The 20771-nt window shown below is 38.2% G+C and carries 18 protein-coding genes; 8 read left to right on the plus strand and 10 right to left on the minus strand.

Going from position 1 to position 20771, the window contains the following annotated elements:
- Nucleotides 1-99: 99 nt before the first annotated feature.
- Nucleotides 100-1053 carry a phosphoribosylaminoimidazolesuccinocarboxamide synthase gene (locus tag H3Z82_RS07230; RefSeq protein ID WP_182204225.1) on the plus strand — a complete coding sequence of 318 codons (954 nt, stop codon included), beginning with the start codon at nucleotides 100-102 and terminating at the stop codon, nucleotides 1051-1053.
- On the opposite strand, the gene H3Z82_RS07235 is transcribed toward H3Z82_RS07230, so the two are convergent.
- Nucleotides 1047-2174, minus strand: a complete 1128-nt coding sequence (locus H3Z82_RS07235) for a heparan-alpha-glucosaminide N-acetyltransferase domain-containing protein (protein WP_182204227.1) — start codon at nucleotides 2172-2174, stop codon at nucleotides 1047-1049. The genes H3Z82_RS07230 and H3Z82_RS07235 overlap by 7 nt on opposite strands.
- 143 nt (nucleotides 2175-2317) lie before the next feature.
- On the opposite strand from H3Z82_RS07235, the gene H3Z82_RS07240 reads away from it, so the two are divergent.
- The 7 genes from H3Z82_RS07240 to H3Z82_RS07270 all read left to right on the plus strand — a co-directional run bounded on the left by H3Z82_RS07240 (nucleotide 2318) and on the right by H3Z82_RS07270 (nucleotide 10564).
- Nucleotides 2318-3688, plus strand: a complete 1371-nt coding sequence (locus tag H3Z82_RS07240; protein WP_182204230.1) for an alanine/glycine:cation symporter family protein — start codon at nucleotides 2318-2320, stop codon at nucleotides 3686-3688.
- 205 nt (nucleotides 3689-3893) lie between these two features.
- The gene (gene acs / locus H3Z82_RS07245) at nucleotides 3894-5798 is read left to right on the plus strand and encodes an acetate--CoA ligase (RefSeq protein WP_182204232.1); all 1905 of its coding nucleotides are present in this window, start codon (nucleotides 3894-3896) and stop codon (nucleotides 5796-5798) included.
- Between the two features lie 5 nt (nucleotides 5799-5803).
- The gene (locus tag H3Z82_RS07250; protein WP_182204234.1) at nucleotides 5804-6901 is read left to right on the plus strand and encodes a sensor histidine kinase; all 1098 of its coding nucleotides are present in this window, start codon (nucleotides 5804-5806) and stop codon (nucleotides 6899-6901) included.
- A gap of 3 nt (nucleotides 6902-6904) precedes the next feature.
- Nucleotides 6905-8230 (plus strand): sigma-54-dependent transcriptional regulator, encoded by a 1326-nt coding sequence (locus tag H3Z82_RS07255; RefSeq protein ID WP_182204236.1) that lies wholly within the window; start codon nucleotides 6905-6907, stop codon nucleotides 8228-8230.
- A 545-nt stretch (nucleotides 8231-8775) separates the two neighbouring features.
- Nucleotides 8776-9189, plus strand: coding sequence for a GreA/GreB family elongation factor (locus H3Z82_RS07260; RefSeq protein WP_182204238.1), 414 nt, complete (start codon nucleotides 8776-8778; stop codon nucleotides 9187-9189).
- Nucleotides 9189-9566: a hypothetical protein gene (locus tag H3Z82_RS07265; RefSeq protein ID WP_182204240.1), complete on the plus strand. Its 378-nt coding sequence runs from the start codon at nucleotides 9189-9191 to the stop codon at nucleotides 9564-9566. The genes H3Z82_RS07260 and H3Z82_RS07265 overlap by 1 nt, the downstream gene beginning before the upstream one ends.
- A 182-nt stretch (nucleotides 9567-9748) precedes the next feature.
- Nucleotides 9749-10564, plus strand: coding sequence for an NYN domain-containing protein (locus tag H3Z82_RS07270; RefSeq protein ID WP_182204242.1), 816 nt, complete (start codon nucleotides 9749-9751; stop codon nucleotides 10562-10564).
- Nucleotides 10565-10784: 220 nt separating this feature from the next.
- Here the strand turns inward: H3Z82_RS07270 and H3Z82_RS07275 are convergent, their stop codons facing one another.
- The 9 genes from H3Z82_RS07275 to H3Z82_RS07315 all read right to left on the minus strand — a co-directional run bounded on the left by H3Z82_RS07275 (nucleotide 10785) and on the right by H3Z82_RS07315 (nucleotide 20736).
- Nucleotides 10785-12326, minus strand: a complete 1542-nt coding sequence (locus H3Z82_RS07275; protein WP_182204244.1) for an acyl-CoA carboxylase subunit beta — start codon at nucleotides 12324-12326, stop codon at nucleotides 10785-10787.
- Nucleotides 12327-12457: 131 nt separating this feature from the next.
- A complete protein-coding gene (locus tag H3Z82_RS07280; RefSeq protein ID WP_182204246.1) occupies nucleotides 12458-13903 on the minus strand; it encodes an acetyl-CoA carboxylase biotin carboxylase subunit in 1446 nt (481 codons plus the stop codon).
- A 154-nt stretch (nucleotides 13904-14057) separates the two neighbouring features.
- A complete protein-coding gene (locus H3Z82_RS07285; RefSeq protein WP_182204247.1) occupies nucleotides 14058-14543 on the minus strand; it encodes an acetyl-CoA carboxylase biotin carboxyl carrier protein subunit in 486 nt (161 codons plus the stop codon).
- A 46-nt stretch (nucleotides 14544-14589) separates the two neighbouring features.
- Nucleotides 14590-15258 (minus strand): 3'-5' exonuclease, encoded by a 669-nt coding sequence (locus H3Z82_RS07290; RefSeq protein ID WP_182204480.1) that lies wholly within the window; start codon nucleotides 15256-15258, stop codon nucleotides 14590-14592.
- A complete protein-coding gene (locus H3Z82_RS07295; RefSeq protein WP_182204256.1) occupies nucleotides 15258-17177 on the minus strand; it encodes a DUF294 nucleotidyltransferase-like domain-containing protein in 1920 nt (639 codons plus the stop codon). The genes H3Z82_RS07290 and H3Z82_RS07295 overlap by 1 nt, the downstream gene beginning before the upstream one ends.
- Nucleotides 17178-17229: 52 nt before the next feature.
- A complete protein-coding gene (locus tag H3Z82_RS07300) occupies nucleotides 17230-17916 on the minus strand; it encodes a PrsW family intramembrane metalloprotease (RefSeq protein WP_182204258.1) in 687 nt (228 codons plus the stop codon).
- Nucleotides 17917-17925: 9 nt separating this feature from the next.
- The gene (locus H3Z82_RS07305) at nucleotides 17926-18483 is read right to left on the minus strand and encodes an NUDIX hydrolase (RefSeq protein WP_182204260.1); all 558 of its coding nucleotides are present in this window, start codon (nucleotides 18481-18483) and stop codon (nucleotides 17926-17928) included.
- Between the two features lies 1 nt (nucleotide 18484).
- Nucleotides 18485-19645 carry an aminotransferase class V-fold PLP-dependent enzyme gene (locus H3Z82_RS07310; RefSeq protein ID WP_182204262.1) on the minus strand — a complete coding sequence of 387 codons (1161 nt, stop codon included), beginning with the start codon at nucleotides 19643-19645 and terminating at the stop codon, nucleotides 18485-18487.
- Nucleotides 19645-20736 carry a M42 family metallopeptidase gene (locus H3Z82_RS07315; protein ID WP_182204264.1) on the minus strand — a complete coding sequence of 364 codons (1092 nt, stop codon included), beginning with the start codon at nucleotides 20734-20736 and terminating at the stop codon, nucleotides 19645-19647. The genes H3Z82_RS07310 and H3Z82_RS07315 overlap by 1 nt, the downstream gene beginning before the upstream one ends.
- Between the last annotated feature and the right edge of the window lie 35 nt (nucleotides 20737-20771).

Here is a 20771-nt window from a genome sequence, read left to right on the forward strand (position 1 = left end):
TTTCAAAAAGAGCAGTGTTTTACTGCTCTTTTTTTTTGCGAACTTACTGCCAATAACCTTACTTTTGTAATCATCTAAATTGCTAAAAACGTTTCCATCATGAATACCATCACAGCCACTAATTTTAATTTTCCAAACCAAAAAAGTGTTTATAAAGGCAAAGTAAGAGAGGTTTATAATATTAACGATGAGCTTTTGGTCATGATTGCCACCGACCGCTTAAGTGCATTTGATGTGGTCATGCCCAAGGGAATTCCTTATAAAGGACAGATTCTCAACCAAATTGCTACAAAATTTATGGAGCAATCTAAAGACTTGGTGCCAAACTGGCTGATAGCAACACCAGATCCCAACGTGGCAGTAGGGCATTTGTGTGACCCTTTTAAAGTAGAAATGGTCATTCGGGGTTATATGTCTGGCCATGCCGCTCGTGAATACAAAGCTGGTAAACGCGTTTTATGTGGTGTCCCGATGCCTGAGGGATTGAAGGAAAACGATAAATTCCCAGAACCTATTATTACACCAGCTACCAAAGCAGAAATGGGAGATCATGATGAAGATATTTCAAGAGAAGAAATTTTGAAACGAGGTATTGTGAGTGAAGCTGATTACGTAATATTAGAAGATTATACACGCAAGCTCTTTCAAAGAGGTTCAGAGATTGCTGCAAGTAGAGGTTTAATTTTGGTGGATACCAAATACGAATTTGGTAAGACAAAAGATGGTAAAATTGTATTGATTGATGAGATTCACACACCCGATTCTTCTAGGTATTTTTATGCACAAGGCTACCAAGACCGTCAAGACAAAGACGCATCGCAAAAACAACTATCAAAAGAGTTTGTCCGCCAATGGTTGATTTCTAACGGATTTCAAGGCCTCGAAGGACAAAAGGTTCCGGAAATGACTGATGATTATATTGAGACTGTTTCGGATCGATATATTGAACTCTATGAGAAAATTATGGGAGAACCGTTTGTTAAAGCGGATGTTAGCCAAATTCAAGAACGCATCAGAACCAATGTAGAGCGTTTCTTGGCAGAACATTATTGATTTTCGTTTTTAGATTTTTCCAAATTAACTTTTGGTGGTTTGACCAAATGCAACAATTTTCTAAGATATTTATAGATAAATGCGTTTGTTTTTCCAATATGGAACACAATAAAGCATACGGCAACAATAAATAGTATAGCTCCAAATACGGCTTCCCATGGTTCTAATGATTTATAATAGAAATGTTTTAAGCCAATTCCTGTAAAACTACCGTAGATAATTATAAAATGTACGATATAGATGTTTAAGGTGGTTTCACCAATTCGGGTTACTATGGATTGTTTCATAAAGCGTTCAAGCATATAGAAAAAACCGAAATACACCAGCACATTTCCTAAGCGTAAAAAAAGATAATTATAATTTGCCGATCGCTCAAAGAGTTCAACATGGGTTATCTCAAACAGTCTTTGCAAAATTATAGTTGAATATTGCAATAATATAGCGCCGAGTACAAAAAACGCCGTCACTGTAATTGGTTTAAAATATTTTTTTTGAGAATTTCTAAAAAATAAGGTGGCAAAAAAACCGCCAAATGCCACATAGCCAAACCACGGCAACATTGTAAATACAGAGCCGTTTGATTTACTCAAATAATTAGCAAATACCAGAGGTACTTTTTCTAAAGTTAAATTTCTATACAAAGGTTCAGTAACAAAAATAAGGCACCCTATAGTTAATAGGGCAACTGACAGAATATAGCTGTTCCTTCTACACAGCAGATAGAGACCAATTAATAAAAGAAGTGAAAGTCCAATGCACTGAAGGACGTCTATTACCAAAAAATAAGTGTCAAAACTGCCTTTTAGCCATGAAAAAAACGGGATTCGAAGCGCATACCCAATCCCTATTAACATGACGGCCCTTGTGGCCCCTTTTCGCAACCGCCGTTTGTCACTGCCCTTGGCATGGGCTTTCAATAATAAATACAAAAAAACAAGTCCCGAAATTGTAAAAAATACAGGTGCCGTGATGCCCCTAAAGTAAGACCATACGGTGTAGGCCGTATAGGAATCATCTCTATAGATCGGATTTAAAAGCGTGTCCACAAAATGACCCTGTAACATCATTAAAATGGCGAATGCCCTAACAGCATCAATAAAATAAAGTCGGTTTGCTTTCAATCAGGTATTGGCTAGTAAATGTAAATATAATGTTAAAATCCAAAATTAATAACTTTTAAAGGGTTTCCTGATTTTTTGTAAGACATTCTTGGAGTTTCTAAATCGAAAACTATATCTTTAAAATCGCTAATCAAAACCAAGAAATGAAGACTTTAGAATTGATCCTTCAATCCTATGCAGACTACGCATGGGGTTTGCCATTATTGATTATATTAATTGGCGGCGGTTTATACCTGTTGGTACGCTCTCAATTTTTACCATTCCGTTATTTTTTTCACGCCATAAATGTCCTTCGGGGGAAATATGATGACCCTGATGCAGTTGGGGAAATCACCCATTTTCAAGCCCTTTCAACCGCATTGGCATCTACAATTGGGATGGGGAATATTGCAGGTGTTGCAGTAGCCATTCATATTGGCGGGCCAGGAGCTATGTTTTGGATGTGGATCAGTGCCATTATCGGAATGTCCACCAAGTTCTTTACCTGTACCCTGGCCATTATGTTTCGAGGAAAAGACAGTAATGGTGATGTGCAAGGAGGGCCCATGTATTTTATTATGGAAGGCTTAGGTAAATCATGGAAACCATTGGCTGTTTTCTTTAGTATATGTGGGCTTATTGGAGCTTTGCCGGTTTTTAATGTCAATCAATTAAAGCAGGCTATAAATTTTATTTTGCTGGAACCAAACGGTATCGTTGAGACGGACACATCAAACTTTATCATTGGTCTCATATTAGTGGCTATAACAGCTGTTGTTATTTTGGGTGGGTTAGATAGGATTAGTAAAACCGCAGAAAGGTTGGTGCCATCTATGGTGTTCCTCTATTTTGTATTGGTTTTGATCATTCTAGGAGTTTATATTGAAGAGGTGCCTAAGTATCTTGGACTCATGTTTACGGATGCATTTGCGGCCAATAATTATAGTGGCGATTCATTTTTGGGCGGTGTCGTTGGTGGATTGATATTATTAGGTGTTAGGAGAGGTGCCTTTTCAAATGAAGCGGGAATAGGTACAGCACCAATGGCCCACGGAGCATCAAAAACCAATGAGCCCGTCAGAGAAGGCCTGGTGGCAATGCTCGGACCGGCCATCGATACTCTTGTTGTTTGTACCTTAACAGCACTTGCCATACTGGTAACTGGCGTATGGCAGACCACAGAGGCAAACGGCGTAAGTTTAACCGCAGCAGCGTTTAATGATGCCATTCCCGTTTATGGAAACTATTTGTTGTTGATCTGTATTGCAACTTTTAGCATATCTTCATTATTTACATATTCATATTATGGATCAAAGTGTATGTCCTTCTTATTTGGGGCTCATAACAAACATTATTACAATTATTTCTATATAGCCAGTATCATCCTTGGTGCTGTGACACCTTTAAGCATGATGCTTAATCTTATTGACGGTACCTTTGCTTTAATGGCAATTCCTACAATGACAGCTACAATTTTATTAGCGCCAAAGGTGGTTAAGGAAATTAAAGCGTATTCCAAAAAGATGAAGTTGTAATATTTTTCGAAGCCAATGAAACCTCTATTTTTTAATTTCTTTTAGATGGCATTACATTTATTCCAAATGATTTTATAGAAAACTTGAATAAGTCGTTTCTATTGAAATTTATTTATATTTTTGAAAGAAGAACCCTTGGTCGTTTCCGTTTTTAGGGTATAAATCAACGACTATATTTTATAACAAACCAAAACCATAAAAAACAATGAGTCATTACAGCATTAAAAATCTTGAAGAATATTACCAAGTCTATAGAAAATCAGTGCGTGAACCTGAAAATTTTTGGGAAGAGATCGCAGAAGAACATTTCTTATGGCGAAAAAAATGGGATAAGGTGCTCACATGGGATTTTAGCGAGCCAAAAATCAAGTGGTTTGAAGGTGCAAAGTTGAACATTACAGAAAACTGCCTGGACAGGCATTTGCTCAACCGTGGGGATAAAACGGCCATTATCTTTGAGCCGAACGACCCAAATGAAGAAGCAGAGCATATTACTTACAAAGAACTTCATGAACGAGTCTGTAAGATGGCAAACGTTCTTAAAGACCAAGGAATCAAAAAAGGTGACCGCGTTTGTGTCTACTTACCTATGATTCCAGAATTGGCAATAACCTTATTGGCCTGTGCGCGCGTTGGAGCTATACACAATGTGGTGTTTGCAGGATTTTCATCTAAAGCCTTATCCACGCGTATCAATGACAGCGATTGTAAAATGGTGATTGCGGCTGATGGCTCATTTAGAGGCAATAAAAGCCTTGACCTTAAGAGTATTGTAGATGAAGCGCTTTTAGACTGTGATCATGTCAAAACGGTATTGGTGGTAAAACGAACCAACGCCGATATACAAATGGTTGAAAATAGAGATGTGTGGTTGCAGCCGCTGCTTGATAAGGCTTCTTCTGTCTGTGATGCGGAAGTCATGGATGCAGAAGATCCGTTATTTATTCTATATACTTCTGGTTCTACAGGAAATCCTAAAGGGATGGTGCATACAACGGGAGGATATATGGTTTATTCGGCCTATACGTTTAAAAACGCATTTCAGTACAAAGAAAATGATGTATTCTGGTGTACCGCAGACATCGGTTGGATCACAGGCCATAGCTATATTGTTTATGGGCCTTTGGCCAATGGTGCTACTACGGTCATGTTTGAAGGCGTGCCACATTACCCAGATTTTGGAAGGTTTTGGCAAATTATTGAGAAGCATAAAGTCAATCAGTTTTATACCGCACCAACGGCTATTAGAGCTTTAGCAAAGCAGAATCTTTCTTTTGCTGAAAATGTTGATCTTTCTTCCATTAAAGTCTTGGGTTCCGTAGGCGAGCCAATTAACGAAGAAGCTTGGCACTGGTATAATGATATTATTGGTAAGGGTCAAAGCCCTATTATCGATACCTGGTGGCAGACCGAAACAGGAGGTATTATGATTTCACCATTACCTTATGTCACACCAACCAAACCCACCTATGCCACTTTACCGTTTTTAGGGATTCAACCTGCCATTATGGATGATACCGAAGAATTAAAAGGGAATCAAGTCAACGGGCGCCTATGTATTAAGTTTCCATGGCCAGGTATGGCGCGTACAATATGGAATAATCATCAACGTTATAAGGAAACGTATTTCTCCACGTATAAAAATATGTACTTTACTGGTGATGGTGCTTTAAGAGATGAAGTGGGCTATTATAGAATTACTGGGCGTGTGGATGATGTGGTTATTGTATCAGGGCATAATCTTGGTACAGGGCCTTTGGAGGATGCCATTAATGAGCACCCAGCGGTGTCAGAAAGTGCTATTGTAGGTTTCCCTCATGATGTTAAAGGAAGCGCACTATACGGGTTTGTCACTTTAAAAGAAACTGGTGAAAGTCGAATCCATGAGAATTTGCGCAAAGAAATCAATCAGTTGATCTCAGAACGTATTGGGCCAATTGCAAAACTGGATAAAATTCAATTTTCTAATGCATTGCCAAAAACCAGAAGTGGTAAGATTATGAGACGGATCCTTCGTAAAATTGCAGAGAACGATATGTCCAATCTTGGTGATACCAGCACATTGTTGAATCCTGAAGTGGTGCAAGACATTATTGACAACAAGTTATAAAAACCATGGCTCTTGTTTCTACCGAAGACAAATTAAGAGAACGAATTAAGGAGCTTACCTGTCTGTATAATGTAAGCTCCTATATTGCCAATTCTAACCTCTATGATCTAGAGCCAACCTTTAAAGCTATAACGGTCAGTCTAAAGGAAGCCATTCTTTACAGTAATGAGGCCTTCGTAGAAATGAAACTTGGAGACAGTATCGTGCATTCGGGTGAAAAATCCAAAGAGCATGTATTTATTCTAACTGCCATAAAAGCTTTTAATTTACCGTATGGTTCTATTAAAATCGGCTATCCAAAATCAAAATATAATCAGAATGTTTTTTTGGAGGAAGAAAAACAGTTGGTCAGGACTTTAGCCATCGAGATTGGCAACTTGATTGAACGCAAACAAATTATCGATAAAGAGGAGTTGACCAAACGCCAAATGGAACGGGCGGACCGACTCTCTATTTTGGGAGAAATCACTGCAGGCATTGCTCACGAACTGAATACTCCATTGGCGAGCATCTTAGGGTTTTCTGAATTGTTAAAAGAGCGTTTTGTTGATGATGCAGAGGCCTTGGAAGATTTGGATAAGATTATGAATAGTGCCATTTTTTCAAGAGAAGTGGTTAAAAAGCTGATGTTTTTTTCGTGCGTAATGCCTCAGCAGATGGAACTTGTCAATATTAATCCAATCATAACTGATGCTATTAATCTGTTAAAGCCGAGTTTTGTAAAAAAAGAGCTCATTTGTCATCTAAATTTTAGTGATGATGAAATCAATCTGAGGGTAGATGCCATCCAACTAACTCAGGTGATATTTAATTTGGTAATCAATGCTATTTATTTTTCACCCCAGAATGGACAGATAACGATTGACGTTGACAATGAAGAGAGAGAGATGGTTTTAACCATTAAGGACGAAGGCACTGGGATTTCAAAAGAGATCTCAGAATATATTTTTAATCCGTTTTATACAACAAAACCGGTCGGTGAAGGTTCAGGGCTTGGTTTGAGTGTGGTGCATGGCATCATAAAAAGCCATAAAGGCACTATAAAACATACCGCTAATCGGCCTAAAGGCACTATTTTTACGCTTACATTTCCTAAAATATAAAAGATGCCATTAGAGCGGGAAAACATATTGATTGTTGATGACGATGTTCAGATTTTGGAATTGATCCAAAGGCTCTTGCAATCCTTAAACTATCACACCTACAAGGCTATTTCTGTAAAGGAAGCAATAGCAATTTTACAGGATCAATCTATTGATCTATTGATTACCGATCTTCAAATGCCGGGGGTTGACGGGCTGCAATTGGTTAAGTATGTTTCTGAACATTTTCCTGATATTCCTAAATTGGCCGTTACAGGTTTCCCTTCTGTGGATGGTGCTTTGAAAGCCATGAAATCTGGAGTTATGGATTATCTTATAAAGCCCTTTACCAAAGAAGAACTTAAAACAGCTGTTCAAAAATCGCTGGTTTTAAGTCGCCAGCCCATCCATAATAAAAAAAGGACTCCACAGGGCAATCCTGTTTTTTCAGAAATTATTGGAGAATCAGAGAGTATGCAGAATGTTCTGAATGTTATTGATAGGGTAAAGGACAATAAAGCTACTGTATTTATTCAGGGAGAAAGTGGTACAGGGAAAGAATTGGTAGCGCGAGCTATTCACTATACAGGTAAGTTTGCTGCGGCACCTTTTGTAGCGGTCAATTGTGGTGCCATTCCTGAAAGTTTGTTAGAGGCGGAATTGTTTGGCTATACTAAAGGGGCATTTACCGGTGCCACCGATAACCGTAGTGGCTTTTTTCAAGCAGCCAATAACGGTACCTTGTTTTTGGATGAAATTGGAAACGCCTCCATGACCACGCAATTGAGCTTGCTCAGGGTGTTGCAGGAAAAGGAAATCATGAGGGTTGGCTCACAAAAAACTGAGAAAGTTAATGTGAGGGTGATTGCTGCTACCAATGTCGATTTAAGAGATTTGATTAAAAATGGACGTTTTAGGGAAGATTTATACTACCGGCTTACTGTCGTTCAAATAGAGGTGCCTCCACTCAGGGATCGGAAGTCTGACATTCCGCTTTTAGTAGATAAGTTTCTTTTCAAATACGGTGTTGAGTATAAGGATAGGATCGTTAAAATATCTGAAGAGGCTCTTATGGCTCTTGAACGCTATGATTGGCCGGGGAATATTAGGGAGCTTGAAAACAGTATTCAACGTGCAGTCATTATGTGCGATAAACAAGTTGAAATAGACAATCTGCCAAAAAATTTAAAATATCAAATTGATTTTCCGAGACAGGATATTTTCCTTTCTCTAAAAGAAGTCGAAAAATTACATATTCTTAAAGTTTTGGAAGCCACAAATAATAATAAGACCAAAGCCGCTGAGATTCTTCAAATTGACCGTAAAACACTTCGCGACAAAATAAAATAAGCCAATCTCTATTGGGTAATAATTCCTCAGTGGGTGTTTTTTACCCGTTTGATCTGTTCTAATGATTTTTAAATATCACAGTAATTAATTGAAAGTCAGTGCCGTATATTGTTTTGATTGTTTCTTTACTTTAGCGGCATATCTATTGCTTCAGTAATAAGGTAGTCTAAAGCAATAAATTATGAACAGTATAGAAAATAGTTTATGTGCGACGTGTGAGCATCTTGCATATTGTAATTTAACAAACAATAAGAGATTTATATGGTCTTGTAGTGAATATGATCTATCAATCAGCCATGGTAAAATTTATCACGAAAGACTTTTGAAACCAAGTCATGATTTAACTGCCTCCTACAGGAATTTGGAACTCACTTAAACCAACATCCTGAGAAAATAAAATCAAAATAAACTATGTTGAAAAACGCGATGCAGCTATTTGATGCAGCATCGGGTTTTATGCATTTTAATCTGAAATATAAAAGAACATATTTAGAAGGCATGTATAAATAGTATTGCCTTAGGTATAATTAAAAACAATAAAAGACATGAAATACGGTAAATTAATATTAGAAAAAAAAGAGTATGTGGCCATCAAACGTTTGTTAAATCTGACTAAAGATTATAAAGACTCAACCCAGAAAGTTTCGTTGACCAAATTTGCGACGGAAATGGAGAGCGCTGAAATCTTGGATGACGACAAGATGCCTGACGACGTTGTAAGGATCAATTCAGAAATAACCATTGCTACTAAAGACGGATGGTCTTATACTTTCCAAGTAGTTTTACCTGCAGAAAGCAATAATTCCCAAAAGAAAATCTCTTTGCTTTTGCCAATGGGAGCTGCTGTGTTAGGCTATGCTAAAGATGACAGTATTAGTTGGACGTTTCCAGGTGGTGATAAGGACATCACCATTTTGGATGTCAAACAAAATAATATAACAAAATTAAACATTGCCTAATGAAACCCTTAGTTAATTACGGATATGAGACTGACGACGAAATTGTCAAACGCCACAGGCATCGAGAGCTTAGTACTTGGATATCCCATTTGGACGCCATGATTAATGAAGCAGACCAGCTGGCGAAAATCATTGTCCATAAAATTGGGGATAAAGAATTGCGAAATGAGTTACTTGATGATGTTAATGAAAATATTCATCTGTTAAATGAATTCTATACGTATAGAAACTTGTTGAACAACGTCAAGGAATGTGATGAGTTGGAATGCGACCAATTCTATATGCGCCATCATGATCATGTCTTTGAAAAGTATATGGACTGCGTTACCCAATACCGTGTCGTGAAAAATAAAGTTTACCAAAGACTACTTTTTTAGTGTTGTTGCACTTTGTGAACAACATTAAAAAAGCATTTAAAAAACGAGCCATAGTCAATTTTGATTATGGCTTGTCTTTTTGTTATAGAACCCTTAAAAAAGAACCGCTTCAGTCAGTTTCCTGTAATTAAATACTATCTTTAACTTTCCAAATTTTAGACAAATTAAATAATTACCAATAAATGGATATCAAACTTGCAGTATTAATAGATGGCGATAATATTCCTTCCGCGCATGTTAAGGAAATGATGGAAGAAATTGCCAAATACGGAAACCCGACAATTAAGCGAATTTATGGTGATTGGACAAAGCCTCATCTCTCTAAATGGAAGAATCTGTTATTGGAAAATGCCATTACGCCCATTCAACAATATGGTTATACTGTGGGTAAAAACGCCACTGACTCTGCCATGATTATTGATGCTATGGATATTCTTTACTCAAGAAAAGTTGATGGCTTTTGTTTGGTCTCAAGTGATAGTGACTTTACACGCTTGGCAACACGGCTGAGAGAAGCAGGGATGAAAGTTTACGGTATTGGTGAAAAGAAAACCCCCAATCCATTTATTGTTGCCTGTGACAAGTTTATTTATATTGAAATTCTTAAAAATCAAGGCCAGGAGGAGGAAAGTACCTCTAATCAGAAAACTAAATCTACGGAGAGCGGTATTGATAAGATAACGGCAAAAGACATTAAATTTATTGCAACCACCATTGATGATGTTGCTGATGACGACGGTTGGGCATTCTTAGGTGATGTTGGTAGTCTGTTGCAGAAGAAACAGCCAAATTTCGACTCGCGGAATTATGGGTTCCAAAAACTGACCCCTTTGATCAAATCCATAAACGAATTTGAGATTGATAGACGTGAAGATTCCAAAGGCCATTTCAAACTTATCTATGTGAGGCTTAAAGAAAACAATCAGCCCAAACCAAAAACAAAGTCGAAATCGACCAAAAAATCAAATGGTAAAAAGAAGTTGATTTCAAAACTTTAATTCCCACCAATAGGGAGTAATCCGCCGGGGTTTACAGTAATCAAAAAACACCAATATCAGAATCATTCAATACGGCTTCCTGCCCGTTCGGGTCGGACGGACCCCGAGGTTCTTGATTATTCCAATTGACTCTTATCCAGAGTAGGTTATCATTTTTTAGGTTTCTGCATGCTAGATCCTTTGTACGGAACTTGGGAAAGTTATTCCGTTTTAAATGATATCATAATGGAATATTTCCGTGTTTACGCTCTGGACCATCCACTTTTTTGTCTTTCAACATGGCAAAAGCCTTAATTAATTTTCGGCGTGTATCCTTCGGAAGGATTACTTCATCAATAAATCCTCGTTCAGCGGCGCTATACGGATTTGCAAAAAGTTGTGCGTATTCTGCTTCCTTTTCTTTCCATTTAGCCTCTTTATCCTCAGCCTTGTTAATTTCTTTTTTAAAGATGATTTCTGCTGCGCCTTTAGCACCCATAACCGCAATCTCAGCACTAGGCCAAGCAAAATTCATGTCGGCACCAATATGTTTAGAGTTCATCACATCATAAGCCCCACCATAAGCCTTTCGTGTAATAACCGTCACTCTTGGTACTGTGGCCTCACTAAAAGCATAGAGTAGTTTAGCTCCATGTAAGATGATGCCACGCCATTCTTGATCAGTTCCTGGTAAAAACCCTGGCACATCTTCCAAAACTAATAGTGGAATATTAAAACAATCACAAAAACGTACAAATCGTGCTGCTTTTTTTGAACTGTCCACGTCTAAAACACCTGCCAGATACATCGGTTGATTGGCAACAATGCCAATGCTTCTGCCGCCAAGTCGGGCAAATCCCACAACTATATTCTCTGCATAATCTTTGTGGATTTCGTAGAACGAATCGGTGTCAATAATTCCATTGATCACACTATGCATGTCATAAGGCTTATTGGCATTGTCAGGAATAATTTCGGAAAGCTCCTCTCTGATTTCATCTTTTAAGTCATAGGGCAGTAGAGGGGTAGTTTCTGTATTGTTTTGAGGTAAGTAGCTGATAAGTTTTTTAATATCTTCCAGACAGTCCACATCATTGGTCGCTGTGATATGGGCCACACCAGATTTGGTTGAATGTGTACTGGCGCCTCCCAATTCTTCTGAGGTTACATTCTCATTGGTGACCGTTTTGACCACATTGGGCCCGGTTACAAACATATAGCTGGTGTCTTGTACCATAATGGTAAAATCTGTCATGGCTGGACTGTAAACAGCGCCACCTGCACACGGACCCATAATAGCAGAAATTTGCGGAATCACTCCTGAAGCTTGCACATTTCGATAAAAGATATCTGCATAACCTCCCAAACTGCGTACACCTTCTTGAATTCTGGCACCACCTGAATCATTCAATCCAATAATGGGCGCTCCAACTTTTAAGGCTAAATCCATGACTTTACAGATTTTTTCCGCATGCGTTTCTGAAAGTGACCCTCCAAAAACCGTAAAATCCTGTGCAAAAACATAAACAAGTTTCCCGTGGACCGTACCATATCCAGTGACAACACCATCACCATAAAACTGTTGTTTTTCCATTCCAAAATCCTTGGTACGGTGGGTGACCAAAGCACCAATTTCTTCAAAGGAACCGTCATCCAATAAATAAAGAACACGCTCTCTTGCGGTCAGTTTCTTTTTTTCGTGTTGTTTGTCAATGCGGTCTTGTCCACCTCCTAAATAGGCTAGGGCAAGCTTGTCGTTAAGATCTTTTATTTTAGATTCCATATTTATTCATTCTGGCAGCGGCGCAGAGGCCGTGCTTTTTATATCAATTTACTTCTTTTTTCTTTGTGGAACTTTGTTGAGATTTGTGCTTTCTTTGTGTTACAACCTGAGTTTTAACCTAAACTTCAACTTCACTCGCCATCCGGCACACGCAATATCTTTTGGTCTTCCAAATATTGTTTCACCGCAATCAATGCAGCTAAATGCGCTTCTTGCTTATTCTGTTCTTCAATTTTTTCGGGAGAATAATATTTTTTAACAAAATGAGTATTAAATCTCCCTGAACGAAATGCCTCATGTTCAAAAACAAATGTGCCAAATGTAAGTGTAGTTTCAATGCCTGCAATGTGATAATTGCTAATAGCATCCAACATCCTTTCAATAGCTTCGGCTCTTGTTTCGCCGTAGGTAATCAATTTGGCAAGCATAGGATCGTAAAAAATAGGAATATCCATCCCTTCTTCAAAACCATTATCCACACGGATATTATCGCCTTCCGGTAATTTATAAACTTCCAAATGCCCAACGCTTGGAAGAAAATCATTCAATGGGTCTTCGGCATAAACACGTAACTCCAGAGCGTGACCTTTAATCTCTAAATGCTCCTGTTTTATTGGAAGAACTTCGCCACGGGCCACTCGAATTTGCAATTCTACCAAATCAGTATTGGTTATAAGTTCTGTGACAGGGTGTTCAACTTGTAAACGGGTGTTCATTTCTAAGAAGTAGAAATTCAGATGCTCATCTACAAGAAACTCAACTGTTCCAGCACCCACATAATCACAGGCTCTGGCAACTTTGATGGCAGCTTCACCCATTTTGATTCTTAATTCTGGAGTTAGAACAGCTGATGGTGCCTCTTCAACTACTTTTTGATGACGGCGTTGAATGCTGCACTCCCTTTCAAAAAGATGAATGATATTCCCATGGGTGTCAGCCATGATTTGAATTTCAATATGGCGTGGTGAATTGACATATTTCTCAATAAACACGGAGCCATCACCAAATGCTGATGTGGCTTCGCTGATGGCGCGCTTCATTTGCGACACCAATTCTGAATCCTTTTGAACTACGCGCATTCCTTTACCGCCACCACCAGCGGAAGCTTTTATTAAAATAGGAAATCCGATGTCCTTGGCAATGGCATGAGCCTTATCTATATCTGTTATGGCTTCATCAATCCCAGGAACCATTGGAATATCATAACGTTTAACTGCTTCTTTAGCTGCTAATTTGCTGCCCATGATTTTTATGGCTCTCGATTTTGGACCGATAAATGTAATACCGTTGGCCTCACAGGCTTCTGCAAAATCAGCGTTCTCACTTAGAAATCCGTAGCCCGGATGAATGGCATCAACATTTAACGACTTGGCTATATCTATAATTTTATCGCCTAATAAATAAGATTTATTGGACGGACCTTCTCCAACAAGTACCGCTTCATCGGCATATCTTACGTGAGGAGATCGTCTATCAGCAGTAGAGTAGATGGCCACCGTTTGAATGCCCATTTTTCTGGCGGTTTTTATAATTCGGATGGCAATTTCCCCTCGGTTGGCTATGAGTATTTTTTTCATTGATAATTATATTTTTATTCCCGCTAAGGCGGTGAACCAATACCTGCGAAAGCAGTTGTGGTTTTTACCATAAATACACGACAGTTATGCTATTGGTTGCTTATGGTTATTTGGGTGTTATACTATGTCGGTTGGTTTCTATCATCACAGCAATCTACTCAAACGTAATCAACAGCTGATTTTTTTCAACCGCATCTCCTTTATTAACGGTAATAGATTTAATAATCCCATCTCTTGGCGAACTGATGACATTCTCCATTTTCATGGCTTCAAGAATCAATAGCGGATCATTTTCATTAACCACATCGCCAACTCCAACATTTATTTCCAATATTAATCCAGGCATGGGCGCAATGATTTTATCCACTGTTTTAGCATTGCCAATTTCAAAACCCAATGCAATAATTAATTGGTCTAAATCGCTGAAAATGTCAATGTCATAAGTGTTATTGTTGATTTTGACTCTATATGATTTATCGTTAAAGTTACTGTCTGTTATTTCGGCATTGTAAGAGTTACCATCTTGAAGTATATGGTATTTAGAGTCGGATATTTTGATGGCGTCTAACGATTTTAGATCGTCGTTGGAAACTGATAATTCCAGCGCTCCATTAACCTTCAATAGATAGTGTTTGTTCATATAGAATTCATTATTGGTTGAAAAGTTACGAATTTAAAAAGGTAAATTAAAATCTATTTGACTTAAGGAAATAGTGCTCTAATTTAAAATATTTTGATTTTCTGAGAATTGTTGTTGTCTTAAGGAAAATTAGGGCAGCAATCAGTGCATCGCCAGGTGCTGTATGTCGGTCGGTTAAATTAATGGCATAAGCTTCCGCGATATCATCAAGCGAATAACGAATGTTTTTATCAATAAAATTCGACTTGATCCTTGTATCTGCATAAAGCTCCATGGTATCAATGACCTTGTTTTTTAAATTGGGCAAACCCATTCTGTTCAGGGATTGATTGATCATTTTAATGTCAAATATCGCATGGTGCGCCACCAATACCGAGTCTTTTATGTAGATTAAAAATTGTTTTAAGGCCTCTTCTTCAGAAAGTTTCTTTTTAGTGCCATGCTGAAGAATACCGTGGATGTGGACCGTTTCGGGATTGAAATGCGATTGTTTTAAATAAACCTCAAACGTATCTGCCACTGAAATCTCATTTCCAACAATAGATACGGCACCAATGGATAGGATTCGGTCCTTATAAATATCAAATCCAGTGGTCTCTGAGTCTAAAGCGACAAAACGTGACGTGTGTAAATTCTTTTTCTCCTTTTTATCAAAGTGAGCAAGATACGTGATCCAAAAATCGGGATGTTTTTTCTTTTTAAAACTCCAGAGCATCACATAAAATTATTTAAATTGAACTTTAACTTTATCAGTTCCTGAACCTTTGCTATGGTTTTAAAGCAACGTTTCAACTTCATCTTTTCTTCTTTGGTCAAGGCGGCCAATTCAATAAACCTACCGTCATCATTATGGAGTAGGCCATGTTTAGTCCGGAATTTGAGCAAGGCTTTAGAGGTGTATGAACAGGAAAGATAAAACTCTTCATCTTCAGGATATAGTTCTGCCATTTTCTCAAATCTTTCTGCAGTATTATTAATATTCTTAATTTGATTGGAAAGCGCAAAGAGACGACCAGCATCAACAATGGGCATAATGGCCCGTTTTTTAATATCGAAAAAATCTTTGTATGCTCCATCCTGTTCTACTAAAAACTGTCTAAAAAAACCAAGAGGAGAGGCGCTTCGTAGTGCACTGGCTCCAAGCTTAAACAAAAAAGAATGATTGTTTTTTGTGATTTTGAAAATGTGTTCAGAGAGTTGGTTTGTGAGCGCCGCATCACCATAAGTGATATCGAAATCGAAAAATATGGAGGATAGTAAAATTTCATCATCTCCGGTGTTGGAGGTCCAATGATCAAATTGAAGTTTCCATTCATCTAAACTTAAGCACCATTTAGGGTTTTTAGCCATAATGTCCGCTGGACAAAAATCAAAACCAATGTTATTCAGTCGTTTGTTGACTTTCTTTGCCAGCAACAAGAAATAGTCTCTGACAGGTTCCAATTCCTCCGCTTCAACATTTTCAAATACGATGGCATTATCCTGATCGGTGTGCAACAATTGTTCTTTCCGTCCCTGGCTACCTAAAGACATCCAGGCAAACGAGACGGGAGGCTGTTCTCCCATTTTTAAAATACAGCGCTCAATGATGCGCTTAACGGTGGCATCATTTAGTTCAAAAATAATTTTACTGGTTTGTGTCAGTGGGATATTTTGTTCGACGAAACCTTCCAGAAGCACCATAATCCTTTTCCGGATGTGTTTCAATTCTTTGGTGGACTTAGACCTTTTGATGGCTTTCATCAAAACCGTCGGACTGCTGCCGCGCATCACAGTAATGTCCTGTTGGGAAATGACACCTATGATTTTTGAATTTGGCGTGCCATCTGATGTGATGCATAAATGGCTGATATTGTGTTTCATCATTGTCAGTTGCGCCTGACTTATGGACACCCCTTTTGGATAGCATAGAACAGGCGAACTCATAATGTGGTCTGCACTGTCTTCAATGGTATGTTCGCCAGTGATGACCTTATTGCGCAAATCCTCATCGGTTATAATCCCAATTGGAATATTGGCGTCCTCGATGATAATAGACCTAATCCGATGTTGCCTCATGAGTTGCCCAATATGTTTGATTTTTGTATCCTTTTTGGCAGTTATCACTTTTTTGGTATAACGAACGGGCTGCAGTTCAAAAAGTTCTTTTTCGTGTGTTACAGCATCCAAATCATCGTCATACAATGAACCATACATTTCTTTTGAAAAGGGATTTTCGGTATTGGAAGCAAAACTTTGAATAAGAAAGTCTACAACCTCCCTGCTTTGGCTTATCAAAGGTTTAAAAATGCTTAATGGAATGCCATAAAGTATGCTTTCTTCTTCAGTGACTGCGTCTGTGGTATAATTTTCATTGGCGAAAAGAGGTCGTAGACCGAAAATATCCCCTTCATCAAATCGATCGACGGTTTCAAGTTTCGAATTGATATTCTGTTTAAGTGCAATGGCACCTTTGTGAATCATGTAAAATCTATCGTGAGGTGCATCATTTGCTAAGTAGACGTTCTTGTCTTTTTCAAGATAGGTGATATTGACTTCCTTGGAAATGGTGTATACATCCTCTTTTGAAAGTTGATCAAAAGGAGGAAAATTTTTGATAAAATCTGCAATTCTTTCAGCTATTGTATTTTTCATTCCGATAAAATTAATCAAAAAAAGTGGTCATCAACTCCCAATACGCTTTGTTTCACTTTTCTTTATGAATTTTGAAATTAGAATTGAATTGGTGTCTTATAATAGCCTTCCGAGATAGGACAATTCCGATAAAAAGAGAGATAAAAGCACCAATCCACACACCCGGAATAAAGTCTATAAAGAGGAAAAAATCATAAGCGCCGTGAAAAAGGACTGCCAGAAAAAGTCCAGTCAGATTGAGTAGGACGCGATTGTTTGAAAACTTCGCTTTTCCCATAAAATAACCCATCAAGATAGCAAAGGTCGCATGGGCAGGAACCGCTGTAAATGCTCTAATAATGGCTACTTCAATGCCGCCTTGCAGAACATACATGATATTTTCAGTAGCAGCAAATCCCATAGAAACCATAACCGCGTAAACGATACCATCAAAAGGTTCATTGAATTCGTGGTGCGGTTGAGCGTAATAGCGAATGATGATGTATTTGCTAAATTCTTCTGAAAGACCAACCACAAAGAAGGCCTTGATGAATTGCTCAAAAATACTATTATCATTTTTTAATGGTAACGGAATGTCAATGAGAATATAGAGTAGTGTGGTAATGATAACGCTGACAATAGCGCCCAATAAAAAATTGTTAACCAAAAGCTGCTTTGGTTCTTTTTCATATTTGTCTTTTATAAAAATATAAATGATGATTATGACAACGGGGGCAATGGCGAGTGCTAATAAGGTCATGTTTTTTGCTTACAATAATCGATGTTCGATGGCCTCAATTACCTCAAGGTAATAAGGTGTGTTGCTGGATATAAAATGGCCATTGACATCACTGTTTTTCAATAACTCGCGAAATTCGGGAATGCTTACAAATTTTACTTTTTCCACTTCATTATGGTCCAAAGTAAACTCACTTAATCTATAGTCAATCTTAGCAATGAAGGTATGGTGAAATTCATTGTCTTTGATCCCGTTTGGATAGCTTTGAAAACATTCAAAAACCCCGATTTTTTCCAAGAGGTTTTTTGGAATTTTGATGCCAATTTCTTCAAATGTCTCCCTCACCGTAGCCTGCGTTATAGATTCATCAGAATCAACATGGCCGGCAACCGATACGTCCCATAATAGGGGGTAAATAGTTTTTGATGCGGCGCGCTGGGCCAGTAATATTTCGGCATTGGCGTTATAAAACCAAACATGGGCGGTATTGTGGTAGTAACCCTTAGAGTGGATTTCTGATTTTGGACAGCTTTTTCCGGTAGGTGTTCCGTCGGCATTTAAAACATCAATATATTCGTCTGTAGCCATTTTAGTCCATTACTGATTTTAAGCAATTCACAAATTTATCAAAATCCTTTTCTGTATTGAATACATGGCAGGATAAACGCACATAGGCACCTCTAAAGGAAACATAAATATTTTCATCTTTTAACGCTTTTTTAAAGCTTTTGATGTCAACTGCTTCAGGCAATTTGAGGCCGAAGAGGTGATGACTTCTGTGTTCATCAGCTTCAATTTCACATCCCAAATCGCGCAAACTCTTGACCGCATTAACCGAAATTTCTTTACAATACTTTTGAACGGCTTCGGGCGTCCATGAAATTACTTGTTTTAAAGCTTCCAATTGCATTTTTACATAAATGAAACTGCCACTTTCTCCCATAACATATCTATTGGCAAATGGTTTGTATTGCGATTGATATTGTGTTAAATCGGGTAATATATGGCTATCCAATCGGTTGGTCCAATTTTCTTCCAAGGGTTCGCCATCATCAAAATAAGGCCCATAATAGGCATAGCCGCAACCATAAGGTCCGAAAAGCCATTTGTAGCCCGCACAAATCAAGACATCCGGTTGTAACTCCTTTACCGAAAACGGCAATGCTCCAACTGATTGGCTACCATCAATAATCAATAAGGCATTATGCTCTTGGGTTTTGGCTCTAATCTTCTTTAAATCGAATAAAGCACCGCTGGACCAATGGATATGTCCCATGGCAACCACCGCTGTGGACTCGTCAATGGCTTCCAAGATGGCATCATTCCATGTTTTCCCCAGATTGGATTTTAGATGTGGTGCTTCAATTATTTTGAGTTTGGCTTGATATGTGTCGGTCAATTTCTTCCAGGAATAATAATTACTGGGAAATTGTTCCTGCATTAAAATGACTGTGTCACCTGGTTTTAACTTGATGTTTCTTGCCACAGTGGCAATGCCGTAAGAAACTGAAGAGATTGTTGCAATGCGTTCATAATTGACAACATCAATAAGTTGCGCAAATTTCTTCTTCAAGGCAATCACAGGCTCAAAAAAATCAGTTGACGGAATTAAATAGGGTCTGGTTTTTTGCACTACAGCTGCAATACCGGCCTTTTCCACTGCTTTAAACGACGGCGATAGGCTCGCCGTGTTTAAATAGCAGATATCTTCAGGAAGATCAAATAGATTTTTTTGTTCAGTTATATTCATTATTTATCAAAATAACTAAAAGTATCGTTTTCACTGATGTTCAATAAAGATTCGTAAATTAATTTAATGACGTTCTCCACATCGTCTCTATGGACCATCTCAACCGTAGTATGCATATAACGAAGTGGCAATGAAATTAAGGCACTTGCAACGCCCATACCGCTATAGGCAAAAGCGTCAGTGTCGGTTCCTGTTGCTCTTGAGCAGGCTGACCGTTGGAAAGGAATTTTCTTGGCTTCTGCCGTTTCCGTAATGAGATCTCTTAGTTTTTGTTGAACGGCAGGAGCATAGGCCACAACTGGCCCTAAGCCTAATTCTAAATGCCCCTCTTTTTTCTTGTCAATCATTGGTGTAGTCGTATCGTGCGTAACGTCAGTTACAATTGCGACGTTGGGTTGGATGCGCTCGGCAATCATTTCTGCACCACGCAAACCGATTTCTTCTTGAACGGAATTTGTGATATATAAACCGAAAGGCAATTTCTTTTTATTCTCATGCAGCAAACGTGCCACTTGAGCAATCATAAAACCACCAATACGATTGTCGAGGGCACGACATACAAATTTATCATTATTCAAGATATGAAAAGTGTCAGGATAGGTGATGACACAGCCTACGTGCACGCCCATTTTTTCAACCTCTTCTTTGTCTTTTGCACCAACATCAATGGTGATGTTTTCTGGTTTTGGGGTTTCTTCCTTAGATTTATCTCGTGTGTGGATTGCAGGCCAACCAAAAACACCTTTAACGATGCCGTTTTTTGTGTGGATATTTACAATCTTACTCGGTGCAATCTGATGGTCGCTGCCGCCATTTCTAATAACATAAATAAGACCATTATCAGTAATATAATTGACGTACCACGAGATTTCATCGGCGTGACCTTCAATGACAACTTTATATTTTGCTTCCGGATTGATAACGCCCACGGCAGTTCCGTAAGTATCAGTAATAAATTCGTCTACATATGGTTTGAGATAGTCCATCCACAATTTTTGCCCTGACCACTCGTAACCAGTCGGGGATGCATTGTTTAAATAGTTTTCTAAAAACTCTAATGATTTATTGTCTAAAATGTTCTTTTTTGGCATAGGTATATATTTTGTCTAAAATTAATAATATTAAT

The organism is Gelidibacter maritimus, from assembly GCF_014062315.1.
GTDB classification, from domain to species: Bacteria; Bacteroidota; Bacteroidia; order Flavobacteriales; family Flavobacteriaceae; genus Gelidibacter; species Gelidibacter maritimus.

Coding starts and splice junctions, on each gene's coding strand:
- H3Z82_RS07240 (WP_182204230.1), top strand. CDS start 2,318: ATGAAGACTTTAGAATTGATCCTTCAATCCTATGCAGACTACGCATGG.
- H3Z82_RS07285 (WP_182204247.1), bottom strand. CDS start 14,543: ATGAACAAACACTATCTATTGAAGGTTAATGGAGCGCTGGAATTATCA.
- H3Z82_RS07230 (WP_182204225.1), top strand. CDS start 100: ATGAATACCATCACAGCCACTAATTTTAATTTTCCAAACCAAAAAAGT.
- H3Z82_RS07315 (WP_182204264.1), bottom strand. CDS start 20,736: ATGCCAAAAAAGAACATTTTAGACAATAAATCATTAGAGTTTTTAGAA.
- H3Z82_RS07295 (WP_182204256.1), bottom strand. CDS start 17,177: ATGAAAAATACAATAGCTGAAAGAATTGCAGATTTTATCAAAAATTTT.
- H3Z82_RS07250 (WP_182204234.1), top strand. CDS start 5,804: ATGGCTCTTGTTTCTACCGAAGACAAATTAAGAGAACGAATTAAGGAG.
- H3Z82_RS07310 (WP_182204262.1), bottom strand. CDS start 19,645: ATGAATATAACTGAACAAAAAAATCTATTTGATCTTCCTGAAGATATC.
- H3Z82_RS07255 (WP_182204236.1), top strand. CDS start 6,905: ATGCCATTAGAGCGGGAAAACATATTGATTGTTGATGACGATGTTCAG.
- H3Z82_RS07280 (WP_182204246.1), bottom strand. CDS start 13,903: ATGAAAAAAATACTCATAGCCAACCGAGGGGAAATTGCCATCCGAATT.
- H3Z82_RS07300 (WP_182204258.1), bottom strand. CDS start 17,916: ATGACCTTATTAGCACTCGCCATTGCCCCCGTTGTCATAATCATCATT.
- H3Z82_RS07305 (WP_182204260.1), bottom strand. CDS start 18,483: ATGGCTACAGACGAATATATTGATGTTTTAAATGCCGACGGAACACCT.
- H3Z82_RS07290 (WP_182204480.1), bottom strand. CDS start 15,258: ATGCTCTGGAGTTTTAAAAAGAAAAAACATCCCGATTTTTGGATCACG.
- H3Z82_RS07270 (WP_182204242.1), top strand. CDS start 9,749: ATGGATATCAAACTTGCAGTATTAATAGATGGCGATAATATTCCTTCC.
- H3Z82_RS07275 (WP_182204244.1), bottom strand. CDS start 12,326: ATGGAATCTAAAATAAAAGATCTTAACGACAAGCTTGCCCTAGCCTAT.
- H3Z82_RS07265 (WP_182204240.1), top strand. CDS start 9,189: ATGAAACCCTTAGTTAATTACGGATATGAGACTGACGACGAAATTGTC.
- H3Z82_RS07260 (WP_182204238.1), top strand. CDS start 8,776: ATGAAATACGGTAAATTAATATTAGAAAAAAAAGAGTATGTGGCCATC.
- acs (WP_182204232.1), top strand. CDS start 3,894: ATGAGTCATTACAGCATTAAAAATCTTGAAGAATATTACCAAGTCTAT.